Here is a 17851-nt window from a genome sequence, read left to right on the forward strand (position 1 = left end):
AGGGCTATCCTGAAAACATTTACAGCTTCGGAGACCAGACAAAAGTCGCAAATACGCCTCTTGGCTCTCCCTGATAACCCTTAACCGGCTGATAATTCTTATCCAGAAGGTTAACCACTTTAAACTGAGTTTCCAGCTGAGGTGTCAGCTCAACCGAAGCGCGAAGGTCAACCGTTCCAAAACCAGGCAGCTGTGCCGTATTGGCAGTATCCACCCAGGTTTTGCCCTGAGCCCGGAAGGTTCCTCCAAACGACCATCGACCAAAGTCTTTATCCATATTGAATGCAGCCATTTGCTGGGCTCTGTAGTGGAGTTTCTTACCACTGTCTTTGCCCGAGCGATTTTCAGGGTCAACATAGGTTAAATTCGTGTTGATATCCCAACCGGCGTAATGGGTGCCGACTTCAAACTCAACCCCCCGGATACGGGCTTTGTCGACATTAACGGTTTGCCAGGTGCTTGGCTCAACTTCCATAGCAGCCAGCATGTCATCCATGTCATTTTGGTAAATATTGACAGTCCAATGACTTTCAGCATCCAATTGACCTCGGAGTTCTAACTCCGCATTTTTCGAATGCTCAGGCTTGAGGTCAAGATTAGGTATTGATTGGCTCCATTGAGAGCTGGACTGCCTGTACATATCAGCAAAGGTTGGCGCTCTGAAAGCTGTACCATAGGAAGCAACCAATCTCATCTGTTTCGGCAGATTAACACCCCATGATGCATTTCCGGTAAATTGACCACCAAAAGCTTCATTTTCGTCATAGCGACCGCCAAGTTGCAAATCGCTATTATCAAAGGTTGTCAAGTTCTGAGCAAAGATGCCTGTATTATAACGCTCACTAATGATGTATGTAGTATTGCTGTTAACAGTATCATTTGAGTAATCAATTCCAGTCGTAAGCAACTGGTTTTCTGCCCAAGAGATGTCATTCAACCAACTAAAAGAGTATCTTTTATTCTCGGCATAGCTAGAGTCACCATTCCCTGAATCGGCCCGATGGTCGCGAACAAACCCTGCTTCTATCCGGCTACCCCAAATGTCGTTTATCGACGTTGATACATATGTATTTATCAGCGATTCTTCAAAATCAGAAACAGGATAAGCAGCTAAATCATAAACATTATCATACTCTGACTTCCCTTCAGCATGCGCAAAGTTAACCCCTGCCTCTATACCATCATCAAAGTTTCTGGATAGACTGCCTGAAACTGACTTGTTTCTATATGCATCATCATCCCAGTTAGTGCCTTTATCGCCATCAACTGTTCGGTCACAGCCTTGTGTTTCAAAAAGACGGGCCCCAAGATTGAACTGAGTTCCTTCAATTTCGCCCGCAAAGTTAAGTCCGTACTCCCCCGTACCACGGCTACCACCACCAGCTTTAAGAGTTAGAGCAGGGTCACCAGAGCCTTTTCTTGTGATGATATTAATAACCCCACCAACTGCATCTGCACCGTAGAGTGTTGAACGCGGCCCACGAACAATTTCGATACGTTCAATTTGGTCAGTATCCAGATATTCCAAAGGTGCCGACCCAGAACTGGCTGTATTAATTTTCTGCCCATTCATCAAAATTAAAGTCTGTGCCGTTTTTGTGCCTCGGATATAAACACCAGAAGAACTGCCAGGCCCACCATTTGAGGTAACCTGAACTCCCGGAGCCGACTGGTTAATCAGTTCTGCTACCGTCGTCGCCTGAGCACGCTCAATCTGCTGACGGTTTATCACAGTGACAGGAGCCAGCGTTTCGTCGACCGTTTGGGCCGTTCTCGCCGCAGTAACAACAATCTCTCCGAGTTCATAAACCTCTTCTGCCAGGGCAACAGAACTCATCACGGACATTGCAACGGCAATAGAAAGCCCGGTGCGTGCAAAAATAGAACGCTGATTAAACGACATGTAGATTACATCCTTAGTGTAAGCGAATGGTCTTAAAACTTTTCGTAGTCAGTCTTTAGCTCATGCTGCTCAGAGCTGACTCTCTTGATGAAATGGAGTCTGGGCTGCCACATAGTCCGTATGACCCGCATCGGTTCGAACAGCCTGTAGCTGGTGGCAGATCATTTCTGCCCCCTCAAGAATCCTGGGCGTTGGTCTGGCAATCAGATCACTGGGTACTGAAAACAGTTGATGGCTCTTTACTGCCTGCAGGTTTTGCCACTGACTCCAGTAGTCCATTAAATCTTTCCGTGTTTCCGGGGTGTCGCCTCTCGGGTCAGAACCAATAATGACCTGTGGGTCACGGGTAATCAGGGATTCAATACCGATTTTGGGAATACGCTCAGAGACATCACCATAGATATTCTGACCACCACACAGAGAGATCACATCATCAATGACCTGACCATTACCTACCGTCAGCAGCGGTGATCGCCAGATTTCAAAGAACACCGATACAGGCTCTCGCTGGCCATAATTATTCTGCAGCGTTTTTAAACGAACAGAAAAATCCTCAACAACACGGTTCGCTGCTTTTTCTGTCCCAGCTACCTGACCAAGACTTCGGATGGCCTGCTCAATGCCGGCAAAATCCACCACATCAACATGGAAGGTGCGGACGCCCAGAGACTCCAGCTGATGAATCACTTTCTGGGAATTGCCCGCGGTCCATACCACTACCAGGTCAGGCTTCATGGCCACGATGGCTTCAACATTCACATTCGGGTAACCACCCACATTAGGCAGTTGTTTGACCACTTCAGGAAAATCACTGTGCTGGTCAACGGCAATGACACGATCTCCAGCACCGGCAGCAAATAACAATTCAGTGGAGCCGGGAGACAGGCTGATGATTCTGGGCGAACGGGTATTCAGGCAGACAGAGCGGTCGCTCATGTCGGTCACACAATACTGGCTATCAGGCTCGCTCGCCTGAACAGTACTGAAAGGAAACGAAACTGCATTGGCCAACGCCATAGCCATGACCAGCATTACCCTGGGCAGTCTGTTCTTCAGTGTCTTGTATTGTACGGAATGTGTTTTCATGGTGTCCCTGAGTCACAACCAATACTCAGGGCGGCACACGCGGCCACTGTACTTTTTCAGAAAAAGCACAGTGTAAAAGGAGATGTGTTCCCAGCCGCCAGGTTACCCGCCCGGTTTGCGCCCGAATATACAGGCTGCTCGGGAGTCTGCCGGGCTTAGCCGACCGTAGCGAGAGAAAGTCCTATTTGAGTCATTTTTTATGCTGATTTGAGGCGAATAGTGGTTCTATTCAACGAAAAGCAGCATAAAAAATGGCCAAATCCGGCTTTTTCGCAGTAGGTCAGTGGTAAATCCGACTGGCTCCCATCTTGGGCTTTGCAAAGGCAGGTTTCCTGACTCTGGCGTCGTCGTTCTCAACTGCCTTCCCGGTATAACCAGTGACGTTGATACCATTTCGACTCGCTAACCGTGGGCTGTGCAGCTATTTTTACCAATTGGACTGCGTTGAAGCTTCTCGCCATAGTAATGCTATGACTCGTCACTTCGCCTTGCCCAATTGCCCAAAATAACTTGCTCGCTCTCACTGTTAGCAAGCAGCAATGGTATTGCTGAGAACTCTTCCATTACAGTTGCGGGTAAAGTCAGGGTCTTTCACCCTGTTCCCTCTTTTGACTCATTCGCTGCATCCGAGATGAGCGGTCAAAAGCGTCGTGATTCCAACCAATCACTGACGAAACCCTTACAAAGTTTCGCAATACTAACCAAACATTCGTCTTAAATCACTAGGGACTTGTCGATTTCTTGCACTTATTTTTGATCCGGGTCAGCTGTTTTGCTTTTCTCATACCAATCTAATTTTCTAACCCCGTTATGAGCATGGCTGTCTGGAGTGTAAAGCAAGGCGACGTGACGAGTCATAGCGGTAGCTATGGCGAGGAGCTTCAACGCAGGGTTACGCACCAGACAGACAGCGCAATAGGGAGTTAGGAAATACGATTGGTATCTGATGCTTGCCAGAGCACTTCACCTTCATCCTGAAGCGCACAATGACGCCCCAGAACATACATTAGATCTGACAGGCGGTTAACAAATTTCAGCAATGGTTCATTGATCTTTTCACCGCTTTCCTGAAGCTCATTGTTTAACTCAATGATATGACGCTCAGCCCTACGGGATACGGTTCGAGCCATATGGCAATGACAGGCAGACTGTCCGCCGCCAGGCAGCGTGAAGTTTTTCAGGGGTGGTAATGGTTCATTGAGTTCGTCAATCAGAGCCTCAATCGCTTTAGTATGGGCTTCCTGAATCAGCTGATAACCCGGCATGGCCAGCTCACCACCTACATCAAACATCCGATGCTGGATATCCTGAATCTCTTTCAGCTGCTGCTCAGTGACTTCATTACCCTGCTTCAGGGAGTGGATCAGCATACCCAGCCAGCTGTTGGTTTCATCCACAGAGCCAATAGCATGTATCCTCGGGTGGGATTTTGGCAGTTGCTGGCCATCACCAATACGGGTTGTGCCTTTATCACCGGTACGGGTGTAGATTCGGGTAAGTCTATAGCCTTTTTTTTCAGTCATGTCTCAGATTCTTTTAGCAATCTTGATAACCGGTCTTGAACCACAATGGCACAGAGACACGGAGTAATGTAAAGGCACATCTATAACCGTGTGCCTTAGACTGTCTTATTTCGCTTTCTTTGTGCTTTAGTGACTTTGTGGTTCAACATCACACAGTGCAAAGATTTTACTCATATCGAGATTTTCTTCGATGGCGTCTGCCATGCGGTTAATACCCTCTTCCCGCAGCAGGTGATAGTCGATTCTTGAGGCTTCCCGCAAGCCTGCCCACTTCAAAATCGCTGTGCAGGCATCAGGCTCCTCAAACACCCCGTGCAGATAGGTACCAAATATCTGACCATCGTCAGACATTACACCATCCACTTCCTGGTCGAGTTTGATTAATGGTTGATTCAGCGCTGATAATTTTGTTACCCCGGCATGAATCTCATATCCAGTTACAGGTACAGGTTCCTGACCCGGCAACTGCATACCCCCTTTGACCCGAGTGAGTGTCTTCTGACGAATCATGGTCGTTTCCAGATCCAGAAGGTTCAACGCATCAGAGCTTCCGGCAGAACCTTCAATACCATCAGGATCATGTACCGCTTTGCCCAGCATCTGGTAGCCGCCACAGATCCCCATCAATTTACCGCCGTAGCGCAGATGTCTGAGAATATCCTGATCCCAGCCATTTTCTTTTACAAATTCAAGATCGGTTCGGGTGTTTTTAGTACCGGGAATAATGACCAGGTCACATTCTGGAATAGGCTGTCCCTTTCCAACAAAGTGAATATTCACCTCAGGATGAAGACGCAAAGGATCAAAGTCTGTGTGATTACTGGTGCGAGTCAGAATCGGCACAGCGACGTTCAAAACTTTTTTCTGATCTTCAATATGTTGATGAGAAATGACGGCATCTTCTGCCTCAAGATGTAAGCCGTGGAGGTATGGTAAAACCCCCAGCACCGGCTTACCGGTCTTTTCTTCCAGCCAACGAAGGCCCGGCTCGAGCAGTTTTACATCACCTCGAAAACGGTTAATCACAAAACCTTTCACCCGCGCCTGCTCAGATTCCGAGAGCAGTGCCAACGTACCGTAAAGGTGGGCGAACACTCCCCCCTTATCGATATCCGCAATAATAATTACTGGGCAGTCCGCTTCTTCAGCAAACCCCATATTGGCTACATCCCCTTCCCGAAGATTAATTTCTGCCGGGCTGCCTGCACCTTCCACCAGCACGGCTTGATAATGGCCTTGTAGCCGACGCCAGGAACGCAGAATGGCGGTCATGACCTCAGGTTTATAGGCATGATACTCAACCGCATTCATTTCCCCCACGGCTTTGCCATTAACAATCACCTGGGCACCGATATCACTGTTCGGCTTCAGCAACACCGGATTCATATCCGTATGAGGCTCAAGTCCAGCCGCAGCCGCCTGGAGAGCCTGAGCCCGGCCAATTTCACCACCATCCTCGGTAACCGCACTGTTCAGCGCCATATTCTGGGGCTTAAAGGGAGCTACAGAGATATTGTGCCGTCTGAACACCCTGCACAGCCCTGCCACCAATGCACTTTTCCCGGCGTCACTGGTCGTACCCTGAACCATCAGCGTGTGTGTTGTGTTGCTGCCCATAACGGAAATTCCAGCCTGTTAGAAATGAGTGAGCCGCATTATAAGGGCAGAAAAGTTCAAAGGTAAAAAAGCACACTTAACGGTAGAACTTATTACGATGCTTATCATCAAAAGAACAGGTATCCATTAGAACCGCCCTAATCTGTTATTATTTTCCGTTTCATTGAGCAAACTGGCACTGGTGCATGAGTCGTTTCTTCTATTCGTTGCTGTTATACCTGATCTCCCCTCTGGTAATGGTTCGCCTTTACCTGCGCTCCAAAAAGGCGCCAGAGTACTGGCAAAGAAAGGCAGAACGGTTCGGCTTCTTCAGCCTTCCCGCCACAGATAAACCCATTATCTGGGTGCACTCGGTATCCATGGGGGAAACGATTGCCAGTGGCCCGCTGGTAAAGCAACTGCAGAAGCACTACCCAGCCCATCGCATTTTAATTACCACCATGACACCCACTGGCTCAGCTCAGGTACGAAAGATTCATGGAGAGAGTGTGGACCATGTCTATGCCAGCTATGATCTTCCAGCCGCTGTCAGGCGATTTCTGGACAAGGTAAAGCCGGTCATGGCTATCGTCATTGATACAGAGCTGTGGCCCAACACAATCGCAGCCTGCCACAAACGTTCTATTCCAGTGCTGATTGTCAATGCTCGACTTTCCGAGCGCTCTGCCAGAGGCTATGGACGTTTTGCTTTTCTTACCCGCCCGATGCTGGAGCAGATCGACATGGTCGCTGCCCAGAACAATGAAACCGGCCGACGATTTCTGGAGCTTGGCCTGCCCAAACAGCAACTCAACGTTACCGGCAGTGTCAAATTTGACCTTGACGTCTCTCCAGAAGTTATCACAGCGGGCAAGGAGCTTAGGCATAAATGGCAGCAGGGTATGGGCAGTGATATTCGTATTCTGGTAGCCGCCAGCACCCATGAAGGTGAAGACCAGCAAGTTCTTGATGCGTTCAAAACCATTCTGACAGAGTCACCTGAAGTTCGCTTGCTGTTAGTCCCCAGACACCCTGAGCGGTTTGACAGTGTTCATCAGCTGATTCAGGACAACCAGCTCCCAGTGGTACGTCACAGTCAGGGAACCCAGCCCTCTGATGAGACTCGAGTGATTCTCGGGGACACCATGGGTGAAATGATGAAGCTGTTTGCCGCATCTGACATAGCCTTTGTGGGTGGCAGCCTGGTAGCAACTGGTGGCCATAATATGCTGGAACCAGCCGCATTAAGCCTGCCGGTTTTGTCCGGGCCTCATGTGTTTAATTTTGAAGAGATCAGTGAATCACTTGTTCAGGCAGGAGGCTTGAAAATTGTGGATGACAGCAAAGAACTGGCCAAGGAAGCGACTCGATTGATCCAGGATCAAGGTGAGTATCTCAAGATGAGCAGACAGGCAGGTGAATTCGTCAACGCTAATCGTGGAGCACTTGATAGAGTACTCTCACTGATCAGCCAGTTTATGAAGCATAGTTAGACAGAGGGTCTTGGCCTGATATCCGTGCTGGATGACTTGGTTGCCAGCATGGAGTCAACTGCGGGATCAATATTCAGGCGACTACCATCCACAAAGTAGTAATCACTGCCGGATTGAAGCCCCTGAATGGACAATTTTCCAAGAATCCGGTTCATAACCCTTTGCTGCTCCTCCAGGTCCTCATGGGCAAAAGTTTTCAGAAAAGCTTCAGCTAACGAGCAGCCATCATCTACAAAGGTTTTCATACGGGCTTCACAGTTCTTGATATGCTCATCCATGACGTCATCTTCCATAAACGGGTATTTATTCAGTATAGAAGAATGAATTCATCGACAACGCTCGTTCTACAGAATTTGCCATGCCATACAAAAACGGCTCCCTAAGGAGCCGTTTTTCAAAAAACAGTAATACTATCAGTAATTAACCACGGCACTCGTCCGGTACAGAGAGTTCGTCACTGGCATCCGTCATCCACTGGTTCAGCTCTTCCAGGTCTGCTGGGCTGAGAGTCCCCGCAGCCTGTTTGAGCTTCAGCGTATTGACGATAAAGTCATAACGGGTGTTCAGGTAGTTACTGATGGAAGAATAGAGTTGCTGCTGAGAGTCCAGAACATCCGTTATGTTACGGGTACCCACCTCATAGCCACTTTGAGTCGCTTTCAATGCGCTTTCAGAAGAGATGATCACCTGACAGCTGGCATGAACACGGTCTACATCAGAGGTAGCGGTTCTCAGCAGGTTACGAGTACTGGCGTTGGTGTCACGAAGCTGCTGGTCGTAATTTTTCTGAGCTTCTTCCAGTTGGTAGCCCGCCTGACGGGTCACAGATGTGGTTGCTCCGCCAGAGAAAATCGGCAGATCAAACTGAACACCAACAACCGTCTGGTTACCATCACCAGAATAAGTCAGACCATTATTAGCTGGCACCCTGGCAGTCGCTGAATTGCTGGAGCTATAGTTATAGCTGGCAAACGCATTCACCGTTGGTGCATGACCAGACTTACTGGCTTTCACTTTGGATTCGGATGCCTGCAGGCCTTCACGGGCGGCCTTTAATCCCAGATTGTTGGCCAGAGCAGTGCTCACCCACTCTTCAGGACTGTTTGGTGTCGGAGCAACCACCGGCATTGCTTTTTCCAGCTGGGCAATATCGGTTACGTCCTGATTAACGATGGTACGCAAACCTTCATAACTCACTGAAACCTGGTTCTGAGCCTGGATACGGGCAACACGGGCGTTGTCATAAGCTGCACGAGCATCGAGTACATCGGTTTCTGCAATCAAGCCGACATTGTAACGCTCACGAGCCTGATCCAGCTGCTGTTTCAATGCCCTTTCCTGAGCTTTGGCAGTCATCAGACTATCTTCAGACCGGAGCACATTGAAGTAGGACTCTGCCACACGCAGAATTAACTGTTGCTGGGCATTGGCAAATACTGCAGAGGCCTGATCACCCACGGACCTGGCCTGCTCATAGTTAAACCAGCTGTTCATATTGAAAAGAGGCTGCGTCAAGGTCGCACCCCAACCGTGGGAGTTATAGTTATCTTCCTGATCCCCACCGCTAACGTAGTCACGGGCCGCTTTGTTGTATTGCGTATTAGCAGATAGCCCAAGTGTTGGAAGCAATGTAGCCCGGCTCTGGTTAACTGTCTCCTGAGTCGCCTTCATGGATGCCTGTGCAGCCGCCAGCTGAGCATCATTCTCCAGCGCCATATTGTAGACATCCAGCAGGTTGTACTGAGTTGGCGCAGCCTGTACATTCAACACGGCACCCGCCAGGGCAGCAAGCAGAAACCCTCTACGACTATTACGTGACATAATTTTGTGATCCTTGGAAAGTTCGCCAGTCGGTCATTGCACTTCTCATTGTAAGGCCTACAGACTGGTCCCTGGTGGGGGATAAAATCGCTGTATCAAACTCAGATCAAGGAAATCTACACTAATTTACGCAAAAAATGCAGTAGTATGACGAATTCCTCTATGGATATTGCTTCTTTAGGCTGAAGGGAGGAGGACGCTATAATAGATACTATGAAAAGAAATTCTCTAAAGCCAAACTACCAGGTCAACCTGATACGCCTGCAGCAGGTTTGTGAAAGAAACTACTTACGCATTATGCGCCTGCTGCCAGAGTTATCAGAGCAGGAACACTTTCGCCTCCCGGTTAAGCATAGGAACAGTCTGAACAATGGTATGGAATGGTTGACTATTGACGTCCTGGAGCGGTCTCCATTTACCACCTTGCTAAAGGTGCAAATGGAAGCTGACTGGGGGCAGTTATTCAAAATGCCACAAGCTGAAGTACGTCTTTATCACGACGTTGATATGGCTGAAATTGTCTCTCGAAAAACAAGCCACATAATCCAACCACGATACGATTACCCCAATAGTAAAATGCATCAGCCGGATGAAAAAGAGCAGCATAACCAGTTTCTGGCTCAATGGCTTGATTATGCAATGCCTGCCTGTCGAACGTATACAGAAAAAACATGATAAGCAGTTGTCATCCCGACTGCGGGTTCACTATTAAAAATAGCACTGTAACCGTTTATCTCAGCCTCAAAGGTATTTGGACAGGCACTATATAGACAGTGTCACCAGAAATCGCGCTGATCTCATTTGCAATGATATAGCTTATATCCTGACTCGTTCTTACTGTCTTCTTCTGTATCCCATTCTAAAGGTTGACACTCACTTGTTATATCTACTTCATGTATGGTGAAGCTCGAAGTGTCAAGCACTATATCTTCAGGGCGATCACCATAATGTCCGACATGGAATTGTTTTACCGGGATATTGTGTTTCCTGAGAAACTGACATAATTCAATAAGGCTTCCATCTAAATAAAAAGCATACCCATGCCCTCCTATGATTGAAACCTGCAAATTGTCCATGCCCTTCGCCCTACATTTTTCAAGAGTTTTTGACATGTTTTCGTGGCTGAATCCGAAAAATAAATTATGAATAAAAAACGTTTGTTTTGTTTTCATATCCTGCAGTGCCAAAGCGTAACAGGTAATAATGCCACGGGTTACAATTAGATGATTGGTGCTTTCACAGAAGGCAGCCTGTGGGTAATGCAGATAATGCCATTTGGCTGATTTATCGATAGTCTTCGGTGGGATTTTGTTTATCTCACCGTCACAGTAGGGGGTTTCCATAAGAGGACATGCATATATTTTTATTCTTACATGATCTTCATCTTCCTCAGGCGTGATATTACTCACCAGTCTGGGAATCAACCGATTAGTACTCATGTACAACTCAAATGGTGAACTATCTTCATTCAAATCCTCATCGAAAAAAAATCAAATACGGCTCGATTTGGATCTTCTATGGTTTGCCCTTTTTTTACCAAACCTGAATAGGTAGCCCCCCACTCTCCAAAATCTAATTGTTTTTCCAACTTTATTGTGAATGCCCTTTCTTTGTCATCAAAGTTCGACAAAGTACATTTAGTTTTTTCTGCTCTGCTTGCCAACTCGGTTTTAAACTCACACCATACTTGATCAGGAATGGGCTCGACCAGTTGATATTCTTTACCGTTGGTAAAAGACAGAGAAGGCATCGATACGATGTCATCTTCAGGCATCAGATCGGGTATTTGACTGGTGTCTTTCAGGCTTGGGACAGCACTGGTTATGGCAACTTTGTATTCAGTTAATGCTTTTTCCTGCTGAGCTGGAGCAAGACCAGACTCAGTAAGGCTTGGCGATGACAATGAAGTATTTTCAGGCCGACTTGGCTCCTGCATTGGAACACTAGGCCTATGAGAATGAATGGCTTGCATAATGTAGTCCGTTACTTAAGGTTTGGATATAAATACATTTCTTGTGTGTAAGTATCCGACCTGATAGCTATCAAAAAGTTCCGATTGATATGAAAATAGTGTCTGCCCCCCCCTCCAAAGCGACAGCCATAAACTCATTGAGCATGTAAGACTCATTTATATTTTGCTTTTACTCGGTTTCTTGAATTCAGAAACTGATTTTCTGTTGAAACGGCAATTTCCAGATAATTGCTACTCTCATCGGAGTTGATATCAGTTCGTAATTCGGAGATTTCTCTATTCATGCTGTTCTTTTCTGGATATGTGGCTTATCCCTGTCCCGCACGAGTAATGTTTACCCAGACGTTGAAGGTTATTACTGACAACTGCGAAGGCTAGACTCCGTTCAAAAGCAGCTAATCCACTTCCCGGTACTCGGGTGACTGTCTTTAAACTCCGTTTATCCTATAAAGAAAAAGTTGTCTGACATTTTATCCGGATATATTTTCAGTGTTTAAAATATGCCACGCAAGCGTCTTCTATCTGTCTGGCTTTAGACGCCTGACGTTGTTCGCTTTTGGCTGAAGTGTGTGAAAGCCTGCGAACCGCATGGTATCGATTGACCAGCTCATTCAATAGAAAATTCTATTGACGCAGGATGGTATCACCAAGCTCAAAGGCCACAATTCCTGATATCTCGGTTATTTTACGGCAGCCCCCCTGATGCAGACTCAAATTATCAGGAAAATGCACATCCGCTTCTACTACAAAGGAATCACAGCATCCCTGATGCTTCGCCTTTTTTAACCAGTTGGTAACCTACGTTAACGACAAAAAGAAGCGCATTCATCTAAAAACGCTTTTTTGAGTAATGTGCCGCACGGTTTGTAACCCATTTTTTCTATCCGTGCGACTGTCTTTTTATCTTCCACTTCGGTCGTTACTGAGCAATATGTGTAACGACAGTTTTTATTCTGAGCCCACGCTTCATACCTATTAAACAATTGCTCAGCGATGCCCTGACACCGGTAGTCAGGATGGACAAAAAAACCATTTTCAAAGGCTACACGATCATCTGAAAACTGGCTGATATAGCTATACTGGGCGAGGAAACCGGCAACCAGACTGCCATTCACTTCTACAACCCAGCCGGCAAAATCAGGCTCAGTCAAATGTTTGCGAAAAAACGCATGTACCCGCTTCTCACTGAATGACAGATGTCGGTATTCAGACTCTTTATGCATGACGGTAGACAATGCAAGAAATGCCGGAAAATCCTCTTCAGAAATTGGCCGGATCATCACTTTCTGGATAGGTTCCAGTGGCTGGACAGTATTCATATGAACCTCCATATGTCTAGGAGAGTGCCTCATGGTTCCACGCTGATTTCAGCTGTTGGCCAATAAGACTGATGATATATGCCATTCAAACCATTAATGACACATATCATCAAAAGCGATTCAAAGCCAGAAGTAATCTTTTATCCACATTACCTTTCACTGTATTTATCAATACTAACTACTGCTGGACATCAAATTCACCGGCTTTCACAGCTGCGATAAAGCGTTGCCACTCTTCATTGTTAAATACCAGCGTATGCTTGTGATTATCTTTAGTATCACGCACGCCAACCAAACCTTCTTCCCTGTCAATGGCGACAGCTACACAATAACCAACGGTACCGCCACCACACGCTCTGATAAAATGACTGTCATTGGCTAGGTACTTATTCATTGTTTGTAACTATTCAGCACCCAGCAAAGGCGTATTGTTGTAATTTCGAACCGCTTTAAGAAGCGCCTGAAATATGTTCAACCCCTGCTTTTTAGCAGATGATAAATAGCTTCGGATTCGGGTAAACATGGTACCTCCGTCTTCGCTTCTGAAGCAGCCTGAGATCTTCTGCTTAAGTTTGGCCATCCTGGCATCACGTTCACTGCCATTGTTATCGAAGGGAATTGAAAAGTCCGACATGAAGCGCAACGTTTCAACCTTAAACTCAATAAGCCTTTTGAACAGGTTGTAGGCCTTGGTATTCCTGACCTTCTTACGTCCAAGCACCTGTCGTTGTTTTTCCATATAAGCGGTTTCCTTCGTGAGAGCCCTTTGAAGGATTTGGTCGTATATCGTCTCAATGCGAAGCTGTATTGCACCAGGCATTTGAGTCAGACCGGCTGCTTTGTATTTCTTGCAGAAGTGCCAGGAGAGCGTAAGCAATTTCATCAGCCGCAGAGCCAGCTTATTCGCATCCCTATCGACAACTCCCTGAAGCTCTCTCAGATGATGGGCATTACAAAGCACATGCACTGCCGCATAGGCAAAGTAGGACTTCCAATGATCGTGAACCAGAATGCCTGCAAAAGTCAGCAGGATGCCCATTGCATCCATTGCTTCACAACCTCGCCTTTCTGAGAGGTAGTAAAGCGTCCATTGGTCATCTCGCATAATGTGTAACCACCACAGTGAACCGTCAACCCGCATGCCAGTTTCATCCGCTCCTGCAACCGGACTTTCTTGTAAAGCATCGCGGATACTCTGCTCAGTAGAGGCCAGGTTCTCATGGGTATAGGCAACAAAATTGGCAACAGAGCCTGCGCTGACACTCATGCAATAAATAGTATTGAAATACTCAGACACCCGGTGATATGGGATGAAGTGATACTGGTTTAAATGAACAGCCATTGCCTGAGTCACTTCTCCGTATTGAGCAGCGGCTTTCACTCCTTGGGGAAACTCAGCGGTGTTCCGTTTACCACAAGGACATACTTTAACGTCTGCCCAGTACGCGGTAACTTCAAATTCTCCGGGTCTACCTGGATCAAAAACCTGTCGCTCAATGTATTTGGTGGGTTTAATATCGATAAGCGAAGACTGGCAACAGCAACATTTTTCAACCTTCAGATGCCTGACATAATCGGGTAAGGCGACACGTCTCAAACAAGAGCCTTGATGACCTTTCTGGCCACCTGGTTTATTGCCTGAAGATGGTCTAGGGCTTTTGGGGTTCGGTGTTTCCTGTGAGGAGCAGGGGGCTTCTTTGGAAGATGTATCACCTTTATCACTCCCTTTTTTACTGGGCTTTTGATAACCATCTGACGATGGTGGCTTACTACTGTTTTGACTGTTTTTATTAACCCTTTCTTCCAGTTCGCTGCAACGTTCCCGTAAAAGCGCATTCTCGGTCCGAAGCTCTTCATTCTCTTTAAGGAGAGCTTCGGTAAACGGAGTAGCTGGGAAGTCTGGTTCCATACTGGAGATTTGTTAGAAAAATTGAGTATAAGATGATGGTCGAAAAATCAGAAAATTCCAGATTTATATGAAGGGTGCTGAATAGTTACCATTGTTTTATCTCCTGTAAAAACGAAACCAACTTCCTTTCCGTTTTTTATTTCAGCCTGTTTCTCCTCCAAGCAACAATAAGATTAGAAGAACCATCGTACGTTTGTGTTAAAGGATGGTAAAATTAAAGAAAGCGAGCTGTAAAAACATTAGTTGTCGTATATACAGACGCAACAATGTAAATACCTGCCACCAAATATTCGAACAGAGCATTTTTGCTGATTAAAACAGACGAAGTCGAAATACAGAAAATCACTTGCTGAGCCAGTGTAAGACACTCAAATCATCAAGGGTTAAAAAATGCGTCTCTACTTCCCAAAACTGACATTACTCCATTTCCAATCTGGGTTTTGCAGGCTATCATGACACCGCTGCAATTGAGCCTTACAAAAAGCTGTTGCCGTAAACCGGCAGCTTGAGAAAGTAACATTCATGATCCCGGTTGACGGGAGATTACCGGCAGTATGCTAACTAATAAACCTGTGTCCAAGCTGGATAACGATAACATCGATTATAACTGACTATGAATACCTCCAGAATTCGAGTCTTGCAGATTACGGATCCTCACCTGTTTGCTGATCCCACCTCAACGTTGATGGGGATAAATACCTCTGAAACGCTGGATGAGGTACTTGCAAAGATAATGAATGACTATCAGGAAATAGCATGCCTTCTGGTAACGGGGGACCTGACCCAGGATGACAGTGAAACATCATACCGTCATCTGGAAGCCAAGTTATCAAAGCTGGATGCTCCTCAATACTGGCTATGCGGTAACCATGATCAACCCGATTTGATGGAAGCCATTAACCCTTCAGCTATGCAAAAACGGGTTACCCTGGAAAGCTGGCAGATTTTGATGTTGAACACTCAGGTCGAGGGTGAGGTATTCGGCTATCTCAGTCAAACTGAGCTTGATCTGCTGGATACCTACCTGAAGCAGGCCCCAGAAAAGCATACGCTTCTGGCTATTCACCACCACCCGGCTCCCATCAATAGCCAATGGATGGACAACATCATGCTGAAAAATCCCGAAGATCTTGCTCAGGTCATCTCCCAACACACGAATGTTAAGGGTATGATCCATGGTCATGTTCATCAGGCCAAAAAGTATGATTTTTGCAATATTCCCGTAATGGCCACTCCTTCAACCTGCGTTCAGTTTGCTCCAGGGTCCGATGATTTTCAGGCTGATACAAAGCAACCAGGCTTTCGCGTGCTTGACCTGCTCCCAGACGGCCAGATAGAGACCCGAGTTGTAAGAGTTGGTGAAGAACCAATGAAAGTCGATCTGAAATCAAGCGGTTACTGATAAGCTATAAACAACCATTTATCCGTTTTTTCGTAAACTGTATGGTCAGTTTTTCTTTATAAAACGGCCTGTTAAGCACCTAAATTATTGCATCCTAACCAGAGCTATACGCTCTAATAAACCTTTCAGAATTAAGCGTTTATCATTATATAACTATTTTTTATTAAATAAGCTCGTATCCTTTCCTAGATTTATTATTAGGAGCAGTAAACATAAGGATGTAGTTATGACCAGGATAAGGTCCATGCAGCAGGATGATTGGGACGATGCTTTCTGGAACAGCAATCATGAACATAGAAAGGCAAAGGCACGGAAAGCAAGGCACAAGGGGTTAAATTCATCAGCCATACGTGAGGGAATCGAAGATTACTTTGACAAAAGCAAGCTGAGGAAAAGTATATCAGAACGATATCAAGAACTAGATGCTTATGAAGATTTAGATAATTCAGACTACAAACCCCGAATCTGAGTCATCCAAGCACCTAAAAATGCCACTCAACACGGTGGCATTTTTTATTTATGAAACCGTCAGAAAGTCCATACTAACTCTATGGACATAGAGCTGCGGGCAATTCTGCTTACAGATGGCAAGCCAATATCAATAACCATTAATAACGCCATGTGCGACTTTTAGGTTTGCATAAGGAGACATGACTGATCCTGCTTTCTGCTATTAAAAGCAGTAGAAAGCAAAGAAGGTTTCAGTCATGCCCGTTGAAGAGTTTATCACTACAGTCTACTGCTTGATCGACGATTTGGTAAAAGAGCTTTTTCCTGTACCACTGCGACTTCGAGGGTTTCCACCAAAGCTCACTGATAGTGAAGCGATCACCATGGAAGTTGTCGGTGAATGGCTTGGGCATCATAAGGACACTGAGATTTGGAAGTATTTTACCCGACACTGGCGACACCTGTTTCCTGACATTCCTTCACGCTCGGCATTTGTCAAACAGGCCGCCAACTTATGGCATGTGAAACAACGACTGCAAATTCGTATAGTCCAGATGATGCATGCAGATAATGCAGATATCCATTTAATCGATGGTTTTCCGATTGATGTTGTCGTCAGAACCCGTGCACCACAGAGCCGTATCTTTAAAGCTGAGGCTGGTTATGGTTACTGCGCTTCCAAGGACAAGAAGTTCTATGGCTTTCAGGGGCATTTGCTGGTTGAAGCACGAGGGATTCCTGTGGGTTTTACTCTGACCGCAGCGAACGTAGATGAGCGTGATGCAGCCTATGACATGCTCGAGACCATTTCTGGCCTCTTGCTTGGCGATAAGGGCTATATAAGGCCTGAGTTTAAAGCTGATTGTCAGGAATTAGGTATTGATCTTCAGACGCCACTGAGAAAAAACATGCAAGATGAACGTCCGAAGTCGTTTGTAAAGCTGGTATTACGGGTACGACGGAGAATAGAAACAGTGATAGGTCAATTGACAGAGCGCTTTGAAATAGAAAAGTGCCATTGTCGAGATAGATGGCATATGACATCACGTATCGCTCGGAAGTTACTGGCACATAATATTGGTTCTTATCTGAATATAATTGCTGGTCGTCCTGCAATACAGTTTGAGAACCTTATTTCCGAAGATTAAAAAACGGAAAGCAAATAATTGCGTGATTTTGAAGATACAACTTGGACTTACCATCATGCTAGCCCGGATATTTCATAAACGTGCTCCCGTTCTCGCTTGTCCTTTGCCGCCCTAAGGGAGTTTTGCTCGGTCGACCGTACTCCCCGGTACGGCACTCCCTCACAAAATCCCTTAGGGCGACAAAGTCCTGCCCGAGATTCGGGGCAGTTTATGAAATATCCGGGCTAGT

General features: G+C 46.2%; 16 protein-coding genes and 1 riboswitch. Of the genes, 5 read left to right on the forward strand and 11 right to left on the reverse strand.

Going from position 1 to position 17851, the window contains the following annotated elements:
* Window positions 1–19: 19 nt before the first annotated feature.
* From ACOCLE_RS14615 to ACOCLE_RS14630, 4 genes are all read right to left on the reverse strand, one after another.
* Window positions 20–1903 (reverse strand): TonB-dependent receptor domain-containing protein, encoded by a 1884-nt coding sequence (locus ACOCLE_RS14615; RefSeq protein WP_419533085.1) that lies wholly within the window; start codon window positions 1901–1903, stop codon window positions 20–22.
* Between the two features lie 69 nt (window positions 1904–1972).
* The gene (locus ACOCLE_RS14620) at window positions 1973–2935 is read right to left on the reverse strand and encodes a cobalamin-binding protein (protein WP_419533086.1); all 963 of its coding nucleotides are present in this window, start codon (window positions 2933–2935) and stop codon (window positions 1973–1975) included.
* A 358-nt stretch (window positions 2936–3293) separates the two neighbouring features.
* A riboswitch (cobalamin riboswitch) is annotated at window positions 3294–3645 on the reverse strand.
* Window positions 3646–3912: 267 nt separating this feature from the next.
* Window positions 3913–4512 (reverse strand): cob(I)yrinic acid a,c-diamide adenosyltransferase, encoded by a 600-nt coding sequence (locus tag ACOCLE_RS14625; RefSeq protein WP_419533087.1) that lies wholly within the window; start codon window positions 4510–4512, stop codon window positions 3913–3915.
* Window positions 4513–4638: 126 nt separating this feature from the next.
* A complete protein-coding gene (locus tag ACOCLE_RS14630) occupies window positions 4639–6129 on the reverse strand; it encodes a cobyric acid synthase (RefSeq protein WP_419533088.1) in 1491 nt (496 codons plus the stop codon).
* A 185-nt stretch (window positions 6130–6314) separates the two neighbouring features.
* Here ACOCLE_RS14630 and waaA point away from each other — a divergent pair, with 185 nt between their 5' ends.
* Entirely contained in the window at window positions 6315–7601 is a 1287-nt protein-coding gene (gene waaA, locus ACOCLE_RS14635) for a lipid IV(A) 3-deoxy-D-manno-octulosonic acid transferase (protein WP_419533089.1), read from the forward strand.
* On the opposite strand, the gene ACOCLE_RS14640 is transcribed toward waaA, so the two are convergent.
* Entirely contained in the window at window positions 7598–7894 is a 297-nt protein-coding gene (locus tag ACOCLE_RS14640) for a hypothetical protein (protein ID WP_419533090.1), read from the reverse strand. The genes waaA and ACOCLE_RS14640 overlap by 4 nt on opposite strands.
* 127 nt (window positions 7895–8021) lie before the next feature.
* On the reverse strand, window positions 8022–9422 hold the full coding sequence (locus tag ACOCLE_RS14645; protein ID WP_419533091.1) for a TolC family outer membrane protein: 1401 nt from the start codon (window positions 9420–9422) through the stop codon (window positions 8022–8024).
* A gap of 297 nt (window positions 9423–9719) precedes the next feature.
* On the opposite strand from ACOCLE_RS14645, the gene ACOCLE_RS14650 reads away from it, so the two are divergent.
* A complete protein-coding gene (locus ACOCLE_RS14650) occupies window positions 9720–10097 on the forward strand; it encodes a DUF1249 domain-containing protein (protein ID WP_419537213.1) in 378 nt (125 codons plus the stop codon).
* A 122-nt stretch (window positions 10098–10219) separates the two neighbouring features.
* On the opposite strand, the gene ACOCLE_RS14655 is transcribed toward ACOCLE_RS14650, so the two are convergent.
* From ACOCLE_RS14655 to tnpC, 5 genes are all read right to left on the reverse strand, one after another.
* Window positions 10220–10831 (reverse strand): hypothetical protein, encoded by a 612-nt coding sequence (locus ACOCLE_RS14655; protein ID WP_419533092.1) that lies wholly within the window; start codon window positions 10829–10831, stop codon window positions 10220–10222.
* Window positions 10832–10890: 59 nt separating this feature from the next.
* Complete coding sequence (locus tag ACOCLE_RS14660; RefSeq protein WP_419533093.1) at window positions 10891–11394, reverse strand: hypothetical protein; 504 nt, start codon at window positions 11392–11394, stop codon at window positions 10891–10893.
* A gap of 803 nt (window positions 11395–12197) precedes the next feature.
* Entirely contained in the window at window positions 12198–12713 is a 516-nt protein-coding gene (locus ACOCLE_RS14665; RefSeq protein WP_419533094.1) for an N-acetyltransferase family protein, read from the reverse strand.
* A gap of 178 nt (window positions 12714–12891) precedes the next feature.
* The gene (locus ACOCLE_RS14670) at window positions 12892–13107 is read right to left on the reverse strand and encodes a DUF397 domain-containing protein (RefSeq protein ID WP_419533095.1); all 216 of its coding nucleotides are present in this window, start codon (window positions 13105–13107) and stop codon (window positions 12892–12894) included.
* 9 nt (window positions 13108–13116) lie between these two features.
* On the reverse strand, window positions 13117–14622 hold the full coding sequence (gene tnpC, locus ACOCLE_RS14675) for an IS66 family transposase (RefSeq protein WP_419533096.1): 1506 nt from the start codon (window positions 14620–14622) through the stop codon (window positions 13117–13119).
* A gap of 613 nt (window positions 14623–15235) precedes the next feature.
* Between tnpC and cpdA the strand changes: the two genes are divergently transcribed.
* The 3 genes from cpdA to ACOCLE_RS14690 all read left to right on the forward strand — a co-directional run bounded on the left by cpdA (window position 15236) and on the right by ACOCLE_RS14690 (window position 17622).
* Window positions 15236–16024, forward strand: coding sequence for a 3',5'-cyclic-AMP phosphodiesterase (cpdA, locus tag ACOCLE_RS14680; protein ID WP_419533097.1), 789 nt, complete (start codon window positions 15236–15238; stop codon window positions 16022–16024).
* Window positions 16025–16268: 244 nt separating this feature from the next.
* Entirely contained in the window at window positions 16269–16493 is a 225-nt protein-coding gene (locus tag ACOCLE_RS14685; RefSeq protein ID WP_419533098.1) for a hypothetical protein, read from the forward strand.
* 238 nt (window positions 16494–16731) lie between these two features.
* On the forward strand, window positions 16732–17622 hold the full coding sequence (locus tag ACOCLE_RS14690; protein WP_419533099.1) for an IS982 family transposase: 891 nt from the start codon (window positions 16732–16734) through the stop codon (window positions 17620–17622).
* Window positions 17623–17851 lie beyond the last annotated feature (229 nt).

This window comes from Endozoicomonas sp., assembly GCF_965196975.1.
Lineage (GTDB): Bacteria > Pseudomonadota > Gammaproteobacteria > Pseudomonadales > Endozoicomonadaceae > Endozoicomonas.

Bases quoted from the DNA above. Each gene is read 5' to 3' on its own strand.
- ACOCLE_RS14615 (WP_419533085.1), bottom strand. From the start codon at position 1,903: ATGTCGTTTAATCAGCGTTCTATTTTTGCACGCACCGGGCTTTCTATT.
- ACOCLE_RS14620 (WP_419533086.1), bottom strand. From the start codon at position 2,935: ATGCTGGTCATGGCTATGGCGTTGGCCAATGCAGTTTCGTTTCCTTTC.
- ACOCLE_RS14625 (WP_419533087.1), bottom strand. From the start codon at position 4,512: ATGACTGAAAAAAAAGGCTATAGACTTACCCGAATCTACACCCGTACC.
- ACOCLE_RS14630 (WP_419533088.1), bottom strand. From the start codon at position 6,129: ATGGGCAGCAACACAACACACACGCTGATGGTTCAGGGTACGACCAGT.
- waaA (WP_419533089.1), top strand. From the start codon at position 6,315: ATGAGTCGTTTCTTCTATTCGTTGCTGTTATACCTGATCTCCCCTCTG.
- ACOCLE_RS14640 (WP_419533090.1), bottom strand. From the start codon at position 7,894: ATGGAAGATGACGTCATGGATGAGCATATCAAGAACTGTGAAGCCCGT.
- ACOCLE_RS14645 (WP_419533091.1), bottom strand. From the start codon at position 9,422: ATGTCACGTAATAGTCGTAGAGGGTTTCTGCTTGCTGCCCTGGCGGGT.
- ACOCLE_RS14650 (WP_419537213.1), top strand. From the start codon at position 9,720: ATGCGCCTGCTGCCAGAGTTATCAGAGCAGGAACACTTTCGCCTCCCG.
- ACOCLE_RS14660 (WP_419533093.1), bottom strand. From the start codon at position 11,394: ATGCAAGCCATTCATTCTCATAGGCCTAGTGTTCCAATGCAGGAGCCA.
- ACOCLE_RS14665 (WP_419533094.1), bottom strand. From the start codon at position 12,713: ATGAATACTGTCCAGCCACTGGAACCTATCCAGAAAGTGATGATCCGG.
- ACOCLE_RS14670 (WP_419533095.1), bottom strand. From the start codon at position 13,107: ATGAATAAGTACCTAGCCAATGACAGTCATTTTATCAGAGCGTGTGGT.
- tnpC (WP_419533096.1), bottom strand. From the start codon at position 14,622: ATGGAACCAGACTTCCCAGCTACTCCGTTTACCGAAGCTCTCCTTAAA.
- cpdA (WP_419533097.1), top strand. From the start codon at position 15,236: ATGAATACCTCCAGAATTCGAGTCTTGCAGATTACGGATCCTCACCTG.
- ACOCLE_RS14685 (WP_419533098.1), top strand. From the start codon at position 16,269: ATGCAGCAGGATGATTGGGACGATGCTTTCTGGAACAGCAATCATGAA.
- ACOCLE_RS14690 (WP_419533099.1), top strand. From the start codon at position 16,732: ATGCCCGTTGAAGAGTTTATCACTACAGTCTACTGCTTGATCGACGAT.